The organism is Falseniella ignava CCUG 37419 (genome assembly GCF_000301055.1).
GTDB classification, from domain to species: domain Bacteria; phylum Bacillota; class Bacilli; order Lactobacillales; family Aerococcaceae; genus Falseniella; species Falseniella ignava.
Genome location: NZ_JH932301.1, coordinates 473192 through 492179 on the forward strand (window position 1 = coordinate 473192; position 18988 = coordinate 492179).

Genomic DNA, 18988 nt, shown 5'->3' on the forward strand with positions numbered 1-18988 from the left:
AGTGAGAGGTGTTATCATGGAAAAAACATATATTCTTAGAGGACTGAACTGTGCGAATTGCGCAGCTAAAATTGAAAAAGAAGCCAGGGAACTCGAAGGTGTCCATTCTTCTCATGTAGATTTAGTTAAGCAGACGCTTAAAATCCAGGCCGATGAGTCAGTAGACTCCAGTCTATCTCATCAAGTCGAAGAGATTGTCCATAGTCATGAACCAGATATTATTGTGCTGGATGCAGCCGCTGAGAGTTCTGAGGATGTCGAAGAGTCTGGGCATCAACAGACCACGTTATGGCGCTTATTCATCGGTGCATTGTTATTTATCATTGGGATAGTACTTCAAGAAGTGATGGCGGTGTCACTACCTATCTCATTATCGTTCTTTCTCTTAGCCTATCTTATTCTAGGTGGAGATGTCATTATGCGTGCGGCTCGCAACATTGCCAAAGGGCGGGTATTCGATGAGAATTTCTTGATGAGTATATCAACGATAGGAGCTCTGATTATTGGGGAATATCCAGAGGCAGTCGCTGTCATGCTATTCTATCAAATCGGTGAATACTTCCAAGATATGGCAGTCAATCGTTCACGCAAATCGATTGCAGATTTAATGGATATTCGTCCAGATTACGCGACGGTAATAAGAGAAGGCGAACACATAGTTGTATCGCCTGAGAATGTATCGATTGATGAAATGATACTTGTCAAGCCAGGAGAGCGTGTACCACTCGATGGTGTGGTCATCCAAGGAGAATCGATGCTAGATACAAGGGCATTAACTGGCGAATCCGTTCCGAGAAAGGTAAGCGAAGGGGATGAGATTCTCTCTGGTTGTATTAACCAACAAGGTGTATTAACCGTACAAGTTACGAGAACATTTGAGACATCGACTGTTTCGAAGATTATCGATTTAGTGGAGAATGCATCGAGCCATAAAGCACCGACAGAGAATTTTATTACAACATTTGCTCGGTATTATACACCCGTCGTTGTGATTCTTGCGTTACTATTAGCTGTTATACCGCCCCTATTATTCAGTGGAGAATGGAATGATTGGGTATATCGCGCCTTGATTTTCTTAGTTATTTCTTGTCCGTGTGCGCTTGTAATTTCTATTCCTCTTACATTCTTCGGAGGAATTGGTGCCGCGTCCAAACATGGTGTTCTAGTGAAAGGCAGCAACTACTTAGAAGCATTGAATCATGTGGAGACGATAGTGTTTGACAAGACTGGAACGCTCACGCAAGGTGTATTTGAAGTTCAAGCCATCTATCCGGCAGAAGGATATTCTGAAGATGATCTTCTTCATTGGGCAGCTGAAGCTGAATATTATTCGAATCATCCTATTGCTCAATCGATTATCAATGCGTATGATCAAGAGATTGATTCAACACGTATCTCTAATTATCAAGAGTTATCTGGCCATGGTGTCAGTGCAGTTATAGATCAATGCACAGTTCTAGCAGGTAATCATAAATTAATGACATCTGAAGAGATTCGTTATGAACAATGTACGCAAGCTGGAACCAAAGTCTATATTGCTGTCGATGGTAACTATGCAGGATGTATTCTCATTGCCGACCAAGTCAAAGAAGATAGCCCTTTAGCAATCGAGCAGCTGAAACAGGCAGGTGTCACGAAGACAGTGATGTTAACGGGCGATGATGAGACAATAAGTCATGCGATCTCTGAAAAGCTAGGTATTGATGAATATTACGCACAGTTGTTACCAGAAGATAAAGTGACGAAGTTGGAAGAGATTGAACGTCACAAACGACCAGACAGCAAACTCGCATTTGTAGGTGATGGGATTAATGATGCCCCCGTCTTAGCGCGTGCGGATGTAGGGATTGCGATGGGCGGTCTCGGTTCAGATGCAGCTATTGAAGCGGCGGACGTAGTCTTAATGACAGATGAACCGATGAAGCTCGTGGAAGCGATGCGAATTGCGAAGGAAACGAAGCGCATTGTCACCCAAAATATTGTGATTGCATTAGGAGTGAAAGGCTTCTTCTTAATACTCGGTGCACTAGGTATGGCGACTATGTGGGAAGCCGTCTTCGGTGATGTTGGTGTCACAGTAATTGCCGTTCTGAATGCGATGAGAATATTAAGGAAATAAAAGGACGCACCACAGCTATTCCAAGTATATATTAGTGATGTTGCATATTTGCACATCACTTTTTTATTTATTACGATGGATGCATACAGTAAGATACGCTACTTAAACATTCAATAGGATAATCAAAAACACGGCTGACATCCACTAAAGTTGGAGATTCGCCGTGTTTAAATGTATCGTTATTCAATGTCACTATCGTCTATTTCATCCTGCTTATTCTTGACTTAATGTATATTCAACACCATCGAATATTAATACGTCATCTTCAAGCTGAGCTTCGAAGAATTCTTCATTCATAAACTTCGCTCGTATAATACCTTCGGTCTCAGTCACTTTAGCACCATTAATAATAAAAATAACGGTACCGTCACCTTTGATTGTATTATAGATACCTTCGATATGGTAAGGAAGCTGGCGATAAATATCTCTATTAGGAAGACCTTCTTCTTCGAATGATTCGATTAAAGCGATTAAAGATTCATTCTCCGGAATATCTTCATTTGTCATATCGGGATTAATATTTCTTGTTATAGCCTCATCTTCTAATTGTAAGAGGGGTAGGAAAATCTCGATATTCTCATATAGGCTATCAAGTGAAGTAATGAATACAACAAATTCTTCGTTCATAATGATTTGTTCAAATGCAGTATCTTCAGCTGAAGTCGTATATGTTCCAGTCGTCTGTGCATGAACAGGTGTATGGAGTAGAAGGGACGATAGAAATAATATAATGAGTAATTTTAGCTTCTTCATAATATTTGCAACCTTTCGTATGTATTAGATAAATGAATACGAGCACTATTCCGAGTATTTGTTCTAACATAGTCACTTTACCCATCATAGACGTGTATACCACTTTCTCTCACTCTTCTCTCCTTTCCAAAGTTAGACCGACTTGTTGGTAGTGCTGTCAATCGTATTCTATCATTATTTTTTTATTAGTAAATAATTATATATGAGATAAGTTAATGTAATATAAAGGTTAAATAAATAGGTTAAGAGATAGCCACAACTTTATCATTACAAATAATAAAAAAATCTTTTTTTTTGGGGGAAAATATATTATAATTATAACGTAAGCGTTTTACTACTGTGTTTGTTTTTGATGATTGTTGTGTCTTAGAACTTGGAACTTGTCATGCAGACAAATAGAAAGGAAGAATCTATAATAAAGAAGTTTTTGAAATGGTTGATTATATCAGTACTTTTGAATTTGTCAATAATCACTCCGGTTTATGCAGTTAACGAGAGTGAAGAGATTATTGAGACCCATGAGATTATTAACTATATTCCACCTATACAAAATATGGTTAGAGGTGTGACACGTAATTGGGTCGGGACACATGCATATGTGGTTAATAATATCAATGGATATCATTACGGTGGATGGGTTCCTCTTGTTGAAACTCTACCGACAGGCCATTGTGTTTATATGGGGCTAGCAACATTACTTGGAGCAGATTATAATTTATTTTCATACGTTACTTAGGACTAAACAAAAGAGTGGATTTGTTTAGTCCTTTTTTAGAAAGGACACATACGATGAATAAATATTTGTTTGAGCTCAAAAAACTTTATCGTAATGGTAGCTTCTTAGTTCTTTTAGTTGTTTCTGTCATGTTATCGATATTGAATATTTTTATGGTGCAGTCGCAAAACTTACAAGACAATTTTAATTCGGCCAACTATGAGCAATACTCAATGAAGTTTATGACAATATTTCAAGGTGAATCGGATGACTTGGAAGATAAGTTAGATGCGTCGCTTGATGTGTCTCCTGGACAATTGCATATGTGGTCAGTCTATGAGGACCCCGAAGCCATCGTTGTTGCGACTGAAGATGGTAGAGGGATGTCGATTGAAAATAAAGAACTTGAATTTAAATATATTCGAGAAGCGCTAGAAATTGACCAGATTGAATTGAATCAAGAACAGAAGGACGCACTTGATTACATTGAGATGCTTGCTAATTATGAGAAGAAGCAAAAAGAATCGAATGATTCTTATCAACATCAAGGAGCCATTACTACATTGTTAGCGGATGGTAGTCTCCTCTTAGGTATAATACCTCTACTCATTATCGCTATTCTGTCAATTCGTTATGTTGGCGAAGATTGGGAAGAAGGGAGTATCGTATTCCAGCGCACATTACCTGTTCGAAGAAGTCAAGTGATGTTCTATCGATATTTGAGTAGCGTCAGCTTATTAATCATTTATCTTGGACTCATCACTTTAATGACAATTATGATCCATCTCATCATGGGTTCAGAGATAGGTGATTGGTTCTATCCATATCGGATATTAATATCGAACTGGGCTCACTTGCCAGCTTATCAAATATATAGTATTTATCTCTTAATCTTCTTAGTGAAAGGTATGTTGTTAATAGGCTTTACTTATTTATTAGTCGCAAGTATTAAAAAGGTCAATTTAGCCTATTTATTGACGGTCTCGTTATTCGGCTTAATAAGCATACTAACGTTATTCTTCCAACAGATGCAAAGTATCTGGAATCCTTTCTTTGTGAGATTACAAGAGCAGGTGATGGGCTTTCTTAAGTTAGTTCCGGTCAATCGATTTCGTGCAGAACCTATGCTAGTAGGAACGCCATTGAGGTGGGGTGTACTCTTAGTATGGCTGTTATTCAGTGTCTTATTTATTAGCTTAGCTATTTACCAATTTAAGCAAAATAAGAGTGTTTCTTATTTGTTTAAATCACGTGAAGTCATTCGTATTCACCGTCCAGAGTGGCGAACATTCACAATGGAATCACTTAAGTTGAATCATTTCTTATCGAAACAATTCCTCTCCGGAATTCTTGCCGTTATCATCGCCGGCATCGCAAGTATTATCTTACTTGAAAATCGGTCGCATCACGTTCAACCTGTGATAGCTGATTATTTCAAAGAGAATTATGCAGAGATTATTAATGACTACACGAGTCAACTCGAAGAGTACCAAGTATTATTAGATCAAGAACCCGTCGGGAGCGACCGTGCCTTTATGATTGAGTCATTGATGGATTTCATTGAAAATGACTTTTTAAACTACTATCAAACAATATATGATTCAATGTCTGAACGAATCCAGGCCTACGAAACTGGAGACAGTCAGACGTATTATCAGTCGTTCGAACCAGAACTTTCAATATATTATAATCCGAATCAAATGTATCAATCACTTGATGATGGCTTATTTTATCTACCTAGAGAGGATTATTATGAGACAGGAGATTTCCCTTCGGAATATGGTTATCGTATAAGTCAGGAACGATTAGAAGAAATGATTCGGCGTGATATTCGTCCGATTCTAGGATCAGGTATCACTTATACAGAATATGACCGTCCGAAAGAAGCGGCAGATTATTGGAGTGAACGAGCGAACTACCAGTTGCGAGATAATTCTTCGTTAGGGCTACTCTATCGATTCATACATATTTATCGTTTCGATTTAATAATATTAGTATTAATAACTGTCGCTGCAGGTGCGGGATATAGTCTGGAAGGGCGCAAACGAGCGTCTCTTGCGTGGGTGTATACATTACCTCAAGAGAGAGTTGAAGTGATGCATCAGAAGTTACTGGTTGCATTACGGAGAACGTTTACCATTATATTATCGAGCGTCTTAGTGATCGGACTTATAGGAGTGCTCTCTGATGGTTTCGGTCAATGGCAAACCCCGATATTGCATTATGATCGACTTGTAGATTTGACGAATATTGCGAATGAATTTGAAAGAAGTTATCATTGGATGGCATTAGGAAGTGTCATCGTTCATAGTTTACTCTATGTATGTCTATCGAGCATCTTCGTTATTTTAATCTCACTCGTCTTATCCACTTATTTCAGTCAACCTTGGTTCGTAGGCGGAAGTACATTATTAATGTTAGGCATCGGCTATAGTCTGAATTATTTACCATGGAGTGGTTGGCAATCATATTTACCATTTAATTATTTAAATATCGTACCGATACTTGATGGTTCTTATATATTTACAATGAATATTGGACAAATCAACTTAATAGTAGGTTATATTGTATTAATTATTTGGATTGTATTAGCCTACAGTCTATTGCGTTATCGTTTGAAGAGAATGCGACTGTTTCAATAAGGAGGAAACGATATGGATATTATTAATGTAGAACAAGTTCATAAGTCGTTCGGTAATCATCATGTTCTAAAAGGTGTAACTTTTTCCATTCAAGAACCTGGTATTGTCGCACTCGTCGGTCCTAATGGTTCTGGTAAGTCGACGTTAATGAATATTATCATGAATTTAATCGATGCGGACAGTGGAGATGTCAAGATTCTAGGTGAGTCTCCTTCGAATGTTAATATTTTCCAGAATGTCTCCTTCTTGAAAGATAATTCGGTGTTGTATCATTATTTAACCGGTCGTGATCACTTAGATTATGCAGCGAGTCTGTACGGACTTAATCAAGAGCGTGTGCATGAAGTGATTGATAAGATTGGCATTGATACCTATGTGGATAAGCGAGTCGAGCAGTACTCACTAGGGATGAAGCAACATTTGTTGATTGCCTTAGCCATTCTTAATCAGCCGAAATTTATCTTGATGGATGAGCCTCTGAATGGATTAGATCCTACAAGTGTCATTCATACACGGCAATTAATTCTTGAATTAGCAGCAGCAGGTACATCTATTCTAATGTCCTCGCATACACTGAGTGAAGTTGATGCGGTGACGAATCATATTCTCTTCTTAAGAGAAGGGATTGTGCAAGAAGAATATCTCAGTGGCGAGCATGTCCAACGCAAGAAAACAGCCGAAGAACGTTATATGGAGCTATATCTTGATGAATTATAATAATAAATAATGACGCAAAGTGACTGTGACAAATGTATCTTTGATATTTCAATAACGAACAATGATTATCTGTAGAGCATCGGTCCGAGCCGATTAGGCTGGGTATGATGAGTGACTTGATTCACGAAGTGAGCCTTAGCCCCTCACATACTCCTTCTGATAATCATTGTTCGTTTTGTTGTATCTAGCAACTATTTTACAACGAATGTTACAGTCTCTTACTAGATGAGCGATTTTGATTTTTTGACTGATGGTTGACCGCGGTCCAGATAATTTCAGTTTATATTGATTTGTCTCGTAGAGTTAGGCGTTGCACAAAATTCAATAATAAGAAAAGAAGGTTATTGTTTAATTAATGAATGATTTCCAATGATTGAAAATGACTGAATTTGATTTATTTTGATTTCGTTTTCTTTTATACTAGGGTCAGAAAGGAATACGGCTATGTTAAAAGAAGAAAGATTATCTAAAATTATTCAGATTAGACGACTTTACAATTGATCCAGCGAACTTTGGTTCGAATACACCTACAGCGGCTCTATTTAATCAAATTGGTGGAGCAGCCTTTGGTTTTATGTTACCTGTTCTAGCTGGATTTATTGGGATGTCAATTGCCGATAGACCAGGATTGACAGTCGTTTTTTTGTCGGAGGATACTTAGCGAATACAGGTGGTGCAGGATTTCTAGGGGCATTAGTGGCTGGTTTCTTATCAGGGTACATTATTCTCTTCTTAAGAAAAATCACGAAGCCTCTACCTAAGTCACTCGACGGTATTAAGCCGATGCTTATATTCCCACTCTTTGTGACTTTGGCGATAGGCGCTATCATGATTTTATTTGACGCGTTATGCATTATTCCGCTTAATCAAGAAATATTACGGTGTATCTCCTAAACAATTAATCGTATCAATGAGAATGTTCGAAGACAAAAAGATGTTGCTGAATAGTTCGTTACAAATATATGAAATTACAAATCTAGTAGGCTATAAAGATGCGTTCCAATTTTCTAAAATATTCAAGTCACAAATTGGCCTGAACCCCAGTCATTTTCGCAAAGAGAATGCAGACTCGTAAATAGAGTGGGAATAGCTTATTCTGTGTTCATCTTTGTGATAATGAAGATTGTTAAAGTAAGGTAAATTTGATGATTAATGATTGACTAAAATATATTATATTGATATAGTTGCGGTGAGAGCTCAAGATAATGAGTGAAAGTGTATCTAGGGATCCGGAATCAATTCAAGGACCGAGCGGTACAGGTACAACATGTACTACACCAGAGGGAGAAAAGCCCAGGAGGATAGGTTTCGCGTACCTATCGTTCTTGGGCTTTTTAATATTCTAAGGAGTGAAAAAATGGAAGCAATCTACCAAGGCAAGACTAAGGACGTATTAGTAGCAGATGGCAAATGTTATTTGAAGTTCAAAGATGATGTAACTGGGACAGATGGTGTCATTGATACGGGTGGTAATGAAGTTGCAGGAAGTGTTGAAGGGTCAGGTCTAGTGAACTTAAAAGTTTCAACATTTTTCTTCGAAGAAATTGAAAAAAGAGGCATTCCAACGCACTATATTGCGAGTGATTTCGATCAAACGTTAATGGAAGTGAAGGAAGCGACACATTTCGGTCATGGATTGGAAGTGATTACGCGATTAAAAGCTGTCGGATCATTTATAAGACGTTACGGTCTATATATTGAAGAGGGGTCAGATTTGGATTTCTATACAGAGATTACATTAAAAGATGACCAACGAAACGATCCGCTCATTATTAAAGAAGGACTTGTTCAACTTAATATTGTGACAGCTGAAGAATATGAGCAATTAATTCAATTAAATAAAGAAATTACACAAATCATTAGAGATATTTTGGCAGAGAATGGTCTCGTACTTTACGATATTAAATTAGAGTATGGAAGAGATAAAGAAACGTCTGAAATTATATTAATTGACGAAGTCTCTGGGGGTAATATGCGTGTCTATAAAGACGAGGAATACGTAGAACCGATTGATCTTATAAATCATATCAATATAGGAGGATAAGATGAGTCTAATTTATGCCAAGAAATATAAAGGATTTGATGAAGAAAGTCAGAAGTGGGCAACAGAAGCTGCAGAATATTTAAATATTCATGGGGAGTTCAATTTTTATGATGTATATGACTTCGTTGCCATTTCTGAAGCAGCCTTTGATGTGATTAAAAAGAAGATATTCAATGACAATACGAGTGAATATGTGACTGAATGTCCAGATTTCAAAGGACGGACTTTTAGATATAGTGAAGTAACCGGTCAATATAATGAACGCCAAGATATGGTTGAATGTGCAGCTAATTTGTTAGTTGATGAACGAATTGTATTAAATCATTCAAGAATCGTTGAAATCTTAAATGTCGACGAAGCAGCGTTCAATCAATTTAAAGATTATTTTCTTAATCCAATGGAGAATGTCGAGATTCCTATGGAAGGGAAAGACAAACGTATATTCACCTCTTCTTGGGATGAATTAGAACCGGTCAGCGGGTTTAGAAACTTTACTGAAGAGGAATTAGAAGCCTATCGAACGAACTTCTCATTTGATATGCAAGATTTGAAGTTAGTCCAAGCGTACTTCCAACGTGAAGAACGCGATCCGAATGTATCCGAGCTTAAGATGATTGATACTTACTGGTCGGATCACTGTCGCCATACAACATTCTTAACTGAGATTGAGAACGTGACATTCGAAGAAGGATTATATTCCGAAGTAATCGAACAAGCTTATCACGATTACCTAGAGACGCGAGAATTTGTCTACGGTGAGCATAAGAAGCCCATGAGCTTGATGGATCTTGGGACAATCAATGCGCGACTATCACGCAAAAAAGGTGAATTAGACGACGAAGATAAGTCGGACGAAGTCAATGCATGTACGGTTAATGTGGTTGTCAATGTCGATGATATCGAGCAAGATTATTTACTTTATTTCAAGAATGAGACGCATAACCATCCAACCGAAATCGAACCGTTCGGAGGGGCTTCAACATGTATCGGTGGAGGTATTCGTGATCCACTGTCTGGTCGTAGCTTCCCTTATCAAGGTCTCCGCCTGACCGGATCGAAGTCGCCATTAACGGCATATGAGGATACGATTCCAGGGAAACGTTCTTCACGTCAAATTTGCCAAGTCGCGATGGAAGGTTTCTCAGACTATGCGAATCAAATTGGGATTAATGCTGGAGTTGCGAAGGAATTTTACCATCCAGGATTTGAAGCTAAACGATTAGAATTAGGTGCGGTTGTCGCCGTAGCGGCCAAAGAAGATGTGAAGCGCGAACAACCTGTGGTAGGTGACAAAATCTTATTAATGGGTGGTAGTACCGGACGCGATGGTCTAGGCGCCGCCGTAGGTTCATCTAAAATCCAGACCGATGAATCGTTAGAAAAAGCCGGCACAGATGTTCAAAAAGGGAACCCTTCTGCAGAACGTAAAATTATTCGCGTATTTAATAATCCTAAAGCCTCACGCTTGATTAAAAAATCGAACGACTTTGGTGCAGGGGGTGTCGCTGTTGCCATTGGAGAATTAGCTGATGGACTCAGCATCTATCTTGATCGCGTACCTGTTAAATATGAAGGGATGCACCCAGGTGAGATTGCCTTATCAGAATCGCAAGAGCGAATGGCAGTAGTTATTGCGCCTGAAGATGTCGAAGAATTTCTAACATATTGCCACGCAGAAGATGTTCAAGTCGCTGTCGTAGCTGATGTGACGGAATCACGCCGAATTGAAATGTATTACGACGGAGAGAAAGTGATTGATATATCGCGGGAGTTCCTCGATACGAATGGCGGTCGAAAATTCCAAGATGTCACCGTCGTACCGACCGAACAATCGATAGCACAGCCGGTTGAGCATGATCTAGTTGCATTATTATCCGAAGTAGAGAATGCCTCACAACAAGCACTCATAGATAACTTTGATGCCACTATCTACAGCGGTAATGTCTTATATCCTCTCGGAGGGAAATATAAATTAACGCCGCAACTCGGCATGGTTCACAAAATTCCTGTTCATTTATTTGGTGGGCTAAAAACAGACGATGCGTCAGTGATGACTTACGGCTACGATCCTTATCTAGCAGTCAAGTCACCTTATTATGGGGGCTATCATGCGATTATGAACTCTGTATTAAAGGCCGTCGCATTAGGAGTAGATGCTTCTACGATTCGACTGACTGTTCAAGAATATTTTGAGAGCTTAAAAGGCAATCCAGAACGTTGGGGCAAACCTTTAGAAGCTCTATTAGGAGCATACACGGCGATGCGTCAAGTCAACTTACCAAGTATTGGTGGTAAAGATTCCATGAGTGGTAGTTTTGAAGATATTGACGTTCCACCGAGTGTCGTATCTTTCGCCGTCGGGATGACACAAGTTGACCGAGTCGTCTCACGCGAATTCAAACAATTGGGCAGTGATATCTTACTTATTTCGCTACCATTATTAGAAGATGGGAAAGTGGATAATCAACGTCTATTTGACGTCTTCAAGCTGATTCATGAAGCATTATTAGGGGAGCAAATATTAGCAATTTCTACCTTATCACCGCAAGGTGGTGCCCTAGATCTATTCGAGATGGCAGCAGGGAATCATATTGGATTTGAAGTCAATGAAGATGCGCTCAACGACTTATTTACTGAAAATCAATTAGGCTTCTTAATCGAGACGACGAACGTCGAATTCTTCGAAGGCTATGCACAGTTAATAGGTCGGACAGCAGAAGATGTGAAGATAGGCCAAGCGTCGTATGAGTTAGAACAATTAATTGCGACATGGCAAGCGCCGTTGAATTCCGTCTATGGTTTGATGCCGCTGGTTGATTATGTACAGTGCCAGCCGCAACAGCAACCACAAGTCGTTGAATCAACGAAACGTGTCGTGATTCCTGTCTTATTAGGGGCCTCAGGGGAATATGATCTACGCAAAGAATTCACACTTAGAAATTGTGAAGTGGAAGAAGTGATTATTCATACTAGTACGAAAGAAGCTTATGACCAGTCGCTAGCAACACTTGTAGAAGCAATCCATCGTAGCGATATCTTAGCATTCCCGAATGGGGCAACTCTAGGGGATGAACCTCAGATGGAAGGCAAATTTGAAGAGTTAGTAATTCGTGATACACGAATTCAAGAAGCGATAACGGACTTACTCGGTCGCAACGGCAAGATTCTAGGTATAGGATCAGGATTCAAAGGGCTAATATTATCAGGATTAATCGAACATGGACAGGTCGCTGCGCAGACGGATATCCAGATTGCACCATTCCCACGGATGAAATATTGGGGAACGGTACTTACGGCCTGTGGACGTGAAGGGACGGTATTAGAAGGACAGCGCTATTTTGCTCCGATCTCCTCTCGTTACGGTATTATTCGTTGTGATGAGAAATATATTACTAACGGTCAAGTCCTATCGACGTACGACCAATTTATCGAGAATGAATTAGCTATCGATGCGATGTGCGATCCAAGCGGTCAAATCATCGGGGTGAATTCATTGATTGATCGATACGATGAAGATGCATGTATTAATATTAACAAAGCAGGTCGTCCGATGATTATCGATGTATTATTAAAGGAGGAACAATGAGAGTATCAATTATAATGGGATCACTTTCTGATAAAGAAGTGGCAGATAAAGTCGTAAGAAAATTAATCGAATTCGGTGTCGATTATGACGTTCAAGTTATCTCAGCGCATCGTGCGATAAACACTTTGCAAGACTATGTTAAAGAAGCGGAGAAGACATCTCAAGTATTTATTGGGATTGCAGGCAAGGCCGCGCATTTATCTGGTGTTATAGCGGGTCTAACCACACGTCCTGTGATTGGTGTTCCTGTCAAAGCTGCAGCCTTTCTGGGTCTAGATGCCTTATTATCTACGGTCGAGATGCCAAGTGGTGTTCCGGTAGCAACCGTAGCAGTCGGTGGCGGAGAGAATGCGGCTATTTTAGCTGTAGAAATCCTTGCGGTCGCAGATGAACAATTAAGAGAAAAATTAGTAGAGATGAAGCACAATATGGAAGAGAAGATTAGAAATACTTCTTACACATTTGAAGGTTAGCTATGAGTGGAATATTTGGTGTATTTGCAACGAAGAAATATTTAAATATATTTCCCCCATTATATTCAGGTCTCTTCGCTCTCCAACATAGAGGGCAAGAGTCTATGGGGATATCATTGCTAGCAGATGGGAAATTATCCTTAGTGAATGGTAAAGGCTTAATTAGCGATAATATCAAATATGATAACATTCGGATGTTAGAAGGTAGGGTCGGTCTCGGGCATGTCAGATATCCATTTGAATTTGACCGCAGAGAACTCCTACCGATGCCGTGGTTATTTCATCCAGGAGATGGCACGAGCAAGACGCTAATCGCTATGGATGGGAAGTTATTCAACGGGGTTGAATTGGAAGATGTGGCTGAAGAGATTCATTCACGAACCGATGAAGAGTTAATTGAATATGTGAATCAACTTGATGGGGCGTACGCCATGATATTCGTTCAAGAAGAACGAATGGTAGTGATTCGCGATCCGAAAGGCGTTAAACCGATTGCTGTGGGTATTCATGATGAATTCGTAGCGGCTTCATCAGAGAGTTGTGCCTTGGATGCAGTCGGAGCAAGTGTCAAAGAGTTAAAACCCGGTGAAATCTTCATTGTCGATGAAGATGGACCGCGTTCAATCTTTGCGAACGAGAAGACGAATACACCATGTATCTTCGAGTTTGTCTATACGGCGAGACCAGATTCGGTCATTGGTGGAGTGTCGGTCTATGATGCGCGAATGAAGATGGGTGAGATATTGTATGAAGAACATCCAGTTGAAGCCGATATCGTCGTCGGATCTCCTGATTCAGGACTTATCTCAGCGTTAGGATTCTCACGCGCTTCAGGCATTCCGAATGAGAATGCGATTGTAAGGAATCGGTATATCGGTCGGACTTTCATCTTACCGACTGAAAATATGCGGCGCAAAGGTATTCAAATCAAGCTCTCCCCGATTAAGTCGCTATTAAAAGATAAAGATATTGTCCTTGTCGATGATTCGATTGTGCGTGGCAATACGATGCGTCGGGTAGTAGAAATATTACGTGAATCTGGCGCGAAGTCAATTCATATTCGAATCGCCTCTCCACCCGTCATTAAAGGAGAACAGACAACGTTTGATATCCCATCTGAAGACAAATTGTTAGCTAGAGGTAAGACGGTTGAAGAGATTCGAGAGTTAATTGGGTGTGATTCATTAGGTTTTATCTCGCTTGAAGGACTCCGACGAGCGTGTGGTAATAAGCCATATTACGAGAGATGTTTTGGTGGTATTGATACATTGGAGGAAGAATATGTCGATTAATTATAAAGATTCAGGTGTAGATGTAGAAGCCGGACAGCGAGAAGTTCAACTGATTAAGAGCATTGTCGAACAAACCCATGACCAAAATGTTCTATCAAAATTAGGAGGATTCTCCGGTCTGTATGATTTAACTAATTTTCGTGATATGACTCACCCCGTCCTAGTATCAGGAACAGATGGAGTCGGGACGAAAGTGATGTTAGCACAAATGATGGACAAACATGATACCGTCGGGATTGATTGTGTTGCTATGTGTGTGAATGATATTTTATGTCAAGGTGCCCAACCGTTATTTTTCCTTGATTATATAGGAACGGGCAAGTTAATTCCCGAGAAGATGGCCGAGATTGTCAAAGGGGTCTCTGAAGGCTGTCTTGCTGCAGGTGCTTCACTGATTGGAGGCGAAACAGCCGAGATGCCCGGTATCTACGAAGAAGACGAATATGATATTGCCGGCTTTGTTGTAGGTATTGTCGATAAAAATCAAATGATTGATGGAAGTCAAATTGAAGAGGGCGACTTAATATTCGGTCTATCTTCTTCAGGTATACACTCTAATGGGTATTCATTAGTTCGCAAAGTCGTCTTAGAGAAGATGCAATTCGATCTTAACGACCAGATTGATGGCCTTCATCAGCCATTAGGTGAAGTATTATTAACACCGACTAAAATATATGTCAAAGAAATGCTGTCGCTGATGGAGAAAGTAGAAGTGAAAGTAATGTCTCATATAACAGGCGGAGGCTACTACGAGAACATTCCTCGAATGATTAAAGAAGGGTATGGAGCACGTGTCGATGTTCGTGAAGTCGAAGTACCTCAAATCTTTAAGTTATTACAACAGTGGGCTAACATTAGCGATGAAGAAATGTATGCCACATTTAATATGGGAATCGGATTCGTCTTCGTCGTCCGTCCTGAAGACAGTGAGATCGTAGAAGAACATTTCAAAGACTATGATTCACTCTATCGTATCGGAGAAATTGTTAAAGGAGACGAAAAACTTGAGCTCCAATTTTAAGCGAATCGCTGTATTCATTTCGGGTTCAGGAACAAATCTACAAGCATTAATCGATCATCAAGATCAATTTAATGGAGAGATTGCATTAGTGATTTCTTCGAAATGCGATGCCTACGGTCTTGAACGGGCGAAGCAAGCCAATATTCCGGCGTATCATGTGACGGATCATGCGTCATTGCTTGAAACGCTCGCTAAATATGATATTTCACTAATAGTCCTAGCGGGTTATCTAAAAATATTACCCGAATCCTTAGTCCAGCGTTATGAAAATCAAATTATTAACATCCATCCTTCACTCATTCCTTCATTTAGTGGGAAAGGTTACTATGGGCTCAAAGTGCACGAGAGTGCGATTGCACGTGGCGTCAAAATTAGTGGAGCTACAACCCATTTTGTTAATGAAGAAGCAGATGCCGGCCCGATTATATTGCAAGAAGCTGTCCTTGTTGAGGAGATGGATACACCTGAGACGTTACAAGCGAAAGTGTTAGATGTCGAGCATGCAATCTTAGTTCAGAGTGTGAAGTTATTTACATTGAATCGATTAGTCGTTCAAAATCACCGCGTTCTCATAAGGAGGTCAGAATGAGAGCCTTAATTTCAGTCTTTAATAAAGAGAATATATTAGAGTTTGCCCAAGCATTACAGAACAATGATTGGGAGATCGTGAGTACGGGTGGCACGTACCAATTATTGAAAGAGAATGGAATCAACGTTATTGCCATCGATGAGGTGACTCAGTTTCCAGAAATATTAGAAGGTCGAGTTAAGACATTGAACCCATATATTCATGGCGGAATTTTATTCAGACGTGATATTCAGGAACATCGTGATGTAATCGATGCTCATGGTATTGTGCCTATTGATATGGTCGTGAATAATCTATATCCTTTCGAAGAATGCTTAATGAAAGGTGAAGATCATGATACCCTGATCGAAAATATTGATATCGGTGGGCCGTCGATGATCCGCGCTGCTGCAAAGAATTATCAAGATGTCTTAATCGTGACCGATCCACAAGATTATTCAAGTGTATTAGATGCGGTTCAAGATGGACCGTCATTAGAGTTCAAAGAATATTTGGCCCGCAAAGCCTTTGCATTAACTGCGCATTACGATGCTCTAATTGCTAATTATTTCGCAGGGCGTTCGGAAGAATCAATCCCTTATTATATGAACAAAAGCTTCCAATTGAACGAAGTCCTTCGTTATGGGGAGAACCCTCATCAAGCTGGAGCGTTCTATGAGGATTCAGATGTATCGCAAAAAGTTAATCTGAAGCAATTGCAAGGCAAACAATTATCATATAATAATCTAAATGACATGTATGGTGCGATTAAGATTGCTAAGAACTTTGATACAACGGAAGGTGTGGTGGCCGTTGCGGTTAAACATACGAACCCATGCGGAATAGGTTGGGCATCTACACCAGAAGAAGCCTTTGCAAAAGCGTATGAGTGTGATACGGAGTCAATCTTTGGTGGGATTATTGCACTCAATGAGGAAGTGAATGCAGCTACTGCACGATTAATGCAAGAAATATTCTTAGAAATCATCATCGCACCATCTTTTAGCGAAGAGGCATTAGAAATCTTAAGTGCTAAAAGTAATCTAAGATTGATGGAATTACCCGACTTCAGAACATTTGAACTACCTAAATATAGTTCTAGAGAAGTCTTAAATGGCATCATCGTTCAAGAATATGATCGAAGTGAATTTCCAGACAATTCTCTACAATTTGTCACCCAAAAACAGCCAACAGAAGCTCAATTGGAAGAATTAAAATTTGCATGGCAATGCGTTAAGGGCAGCGCATCGAACTCTGTAGTTATATCGAAAAATAAAGGAACGATTGGTATAGGCCAAGGTCAAACGAAACGATCTTGGGCTGTTCAAGAAGCGATCGAAAGAAGTGGAGACAAAATCGAAGGAGCAGTTGTGGCATCCGATGGATTTTTCTTCGAAGATACGATGGAACTTCTGCATCAAGCTGGAGTTACAGCGGTCATTCAACCTGGCGGATCGAAAGCCGATCCAGATGTGATCCGCTTTGCTGACGAACATAATATGGCGGTTGTCTTCACTGGCATCCGTAATTTTAGGCATTAAGATGATGAAAATATTAGTCATCGGTTCAGGCGGTCGTGAACACGCCTTAGCATGGAAGTTTAGCCAGTCAGAACACGTTACTCAAGTGTTTGTTGCACCAGGTAATGGCGGAACAGAAATATACCAAAATATCGATATACAAGCTACAGATTTAGACGGATTATTAGAATTCGCACGAGAGGAAGCGGTGGATCTGACGATTGTTGGCCCAGAAGATCCATTAAGTCACGGGATTGTTGATTTGTTTGAGGCTCACGGTCTAACGATATTCGGACCGAATAAAGAATGTGCCCAATTCGAGAGTAGCAAGCAATTCACGAAAGATTTCTTACAAAAATATCATATTCCTACCGCACGCTATCAAGTATTTAATGACTATGAAGAAAGCCGACGTGGATTAACACAATTTAGTTATCCGGTAGTTATTAAGGCAGACGGGCTCTGCCAAGGTAAGGGTGTCGTAATATGTCACAGTGAAGCAGAAGCACTCACGGCACTAGAAGATATGTTAGTGCATGACAAGTTTGGTCAAGAAGGCAATGTCGTCGTTATTGAAGAGTTCTTGCAAGGAAGAGAGTCATCACTGTTAGCCTTTGTCTCTAACAATCGCATTATTCCACTAGAAAATGCTGAAGACCATAAGCAGATCTATGAAGGCGATCAAGGCCCTAATACCGGGGGAGTCGGTGCTTACTCACCATATAAAGGCAATTCAACCGAACTTGATGCGAACATACAAGAAATACTAAGTCGCATTGAAGAAGGCTTTAATCAAGAGCAACTGACTTATAACGGGCTTCTATTCATCGGCTTTATGATTGATCAAGACCAGCCGAAAGTACTAGAGTTCAATGTTCGCTTTGGTGACCCGGAGACGGAAGTCTTATTGCCACGACTCGATAGCGATCTATATTCCATCATCACGAAATGTATTCAAGGTGATTTAAGCGCCGAAGATATTCGTTGGCGAGATGAAGTATGTCTAGCGACAATTCTCTGTTCTGAAGGCTATCCTGACCAGTATGAGAAAGGCAAAGTTATCTCAGGATTAGATCAACTCGATGATGAGATTATATTATTTCACAATGGGACAAAATATGAACAAGACAGATTCACGACGAATGGTGGACGTGTCTTAACTGTTGCAACATTAGCGCCTTCAATTCAAGAAGCGCGAGAGATTGTCTATCAAAATATAGAGCGGATATACTTCGATGGTATGTATTACCGCCGGGATATTGGCTTAAGATAAAAGAGGGCAGCGCCCTCTTTTCAGATTGGAGACAAACCCCGTTTGAGTTAATCTCAAAATAAGGGTTTGTCTTTTGTTTTAGTGAAATATCCTCTGAAAATAAAAAAACGAAGCCTTTCTAGCTTCTCAATGCCAGTATATTGGCCAGTTTCTTCATGTTTAAGCAGGCAAAAGTGAGCCCTGCTTTGAATTCCATCAAGGCTTTCCCAACTAAATGGGTATATCGAAAACCGTGATGTTCCTTCGCAGTGCCAAATAATCGCTC

At 39.9% G+C, this 18988-nt stretch carries 14 protein-coding genes and 2 pseudogenes; 14 read left to right on the plus strand and 2 right to left on the minus strand.

Annotated features, from left to right (window positions below; genetic code table 11):
• Positions 1–16 precede the first annotated feature (16 nt).
• Positions 17–2119 carry a heavy metal translocating P-type ATPase gene (locus HMPREF9707_RS06430; protein WP_006701895.1) on the plus strand — a complete coding sequence of 701 codons (2103 nt, stop codon included), beginning with the start codon at positions 17–19 and terminating at the stop codon, positions 2117–2119.
• Between the two features lie 213 nt (positions 2120–2332).
• Here HMPREF9707_RS06430 and HMPREF9707_RS06435 read toward each other — a convergent pair whose 3' ends face one another.
• Positions 2333–2872, minus strand: coding sequence for a hypothetical protein (locus HMPREF9707_RS06435; RefSeq protein ID WP_006701896.1), 540 nt, complete (start codon positions 2870–2872; stop codon positions 2333–2335).
• A gap of 460 nt (positions 2873–3332) precedes the next feature.
• On the opposite strand from HMPREF9707_RS06435, the gene HMPREF9707_RS06440 reads away from it, so the two are divergent.
• The 13 genes and pseudogenes from HMPREF9707_RS06440 (at position 3333) to purD (ending at position 18723) form a co-directional block, all read left to right on the plus strand.
• Entirely contained in the window at positions 3333–3608 is a 276-nt protein-coding gene (locus tag HMPREF9707_RS06440) for a hypothetical protein (protein WP_156790267.1), read from the plus strand.
• A 53-nt stretch (positions 3609–3661) separates the two neighbouring features.
• Positions 3662–6229, plus strand: coding sequence for an ABC transporter permease subunit (locus HMPREF9707_RS06445; protein ID WP_006701898.1), 2568 nt, complete (start codon positions 3662–3664; stop codon positions 6227–6229).
• Between the two features lie 12 nt (positions 6230–6241).
• Entirely contained in the window at positions 6242–6946 is a 705-nt protein-coding gene (locus HMPREF9707_RS06450) for an ABC transporter ATP-binding protein (protein ID WP_006701899.1), read from the plus strand.
• Between the two features lie 475 nt (positions 6947–7421).
• Positions 7422–7783 (plus strand): annotated as a pseudogene (locus HMPREF9707_RS09230) (PTS fructose transporter subunit IIC); the annotation flags it as partial.
• A 1-nt stretch (position 7784) separates the two neighbouring features.
• A complete protein-coding gene (locus HMPREF9707_RS09340) occupies positions 7785–8021 on the plus strand; it encodes a helix-turn-helix domain-containing protein (protein ID WP_083857189.1) in 237 nt (78 codons plus the stop codon).
• Between the two features lie 282 nt (positions 8022–8303).
• Positions 8304–8990 carry a phosphoribosylaminoimidazolesuccinocarboxamide synthase gene (locus HMPREF9707_RS06460; RefSeq protein ID WP_006701900.1) on the plus strand — a complete coding sequence of 229 codons (687 nt, stop codon included), beginning with the start codon at positions 8304–8306 and terminating at the stop codon, positions 8988–8990.
• Between the two features lies 1 nt (position 8991).
• Positions 8992–12576 carry a phosphoribosylformylglycinamidine synthase gene (locus HMPREF9707_RS06465; protein WP_006701901.1) on the plus strand — a complete coding sequence of 1195 codons (3585 nt, stop codon included), beginning with the start codon at positions 8992–8994 and terminating at the stop codon, positions 12574–12576.
• Positions 12573–13049, plus strand: coding sequence for a 5-(carboxyamino)imidazole ribonucleotide mutase (gene purE, locus HMPREF9707_RS06470; RefSeq protein ID WP_006701902.1), 477 nt, complete (start codon positions 12573–12575; stop codon positions 13047–13049). The genes HMPREF9707_RS06465 and purE overlap by 4 nt, the downstream gene beginning before the upstream one ends.
• A 104-nt stretch (positions 13050–13153) precedes the next feature.
• Positions 13154–14341: an amidophosphoribosyltransferase gene (locus HMPREF9707_RS06475; RefSeq protein ID WP_198003489.1), complete on the plus strand. Its 1188-nt coding sequence runs from the start codon at positions 13154–13156 to the stop codon at positions 14339–14341.
• Complete coding sequence (purM, locus tag HMPREF9707_RS06480; protein WP_006701904.1) at positions 14331–15362, plus strand: phosphoribosylformylglycinamidine cyclo-ligase; 1032 nt, start codon at positions 14331–14333, stop codon at positions 15360–15362. Before HMPREF9707_RS06475 ends, purM begins: the two co-directional genes overlap by 11 nt.
• On the plus strand, positions 15346–15951 hold the full coding sequence (gene purN, locus HMPREF9707_RS06485; protein ID WP_006701905.1) for a phosphoribosylglycinamide formyltransferase: 606 nt from the start codon (positions 15346–15348) through the stop codon (positions 15949–15951). The genes purM and purN overlap by 17 nt, the downstream gene beginning before the upstream one ends.
• On the plus strand, positions 15948–17471 hold the full coding sequence (purH, locus tag HMPREF9707_RS06490) for a bifunctional phosphoribosylaminoimidazolecarboxamide formyltransferase/IMP cyclohydrolase (RefSeq protein ID WP_006701906.1): 1524 nt from the start codon (positions 15948–15950) through the stop codon (positions 17469–17471). Before purN ends, purH begins: the two co-directional genes overlap by 4 nt.
• A 1-nt stretch (position 17472) precedes the next feature.
• Positions 17473–18723: a phosphoribosylamine--glycine ligase gene (gene purD, locus HMPREF9707_RS06495; RefSeq protein ID WP_006701907.1), complete on the plus strand. Its 1251-nt coding sequence runs from the start codon at positions 17473–17475 to the stop codon at positions 18721–18723.
• 118 nt (positions 18724–18841) lie between these two features.
• On the opposite strand, the pseudogene HMPREF9707_RS06500 reads toward purD, so the two are convergent.
• A pseudogene (locus HMPREF9707_RS06500) lies at positions 18842–18988 on the minus strand (IS5/IS1182 family transposase); the annotation flags it as partial.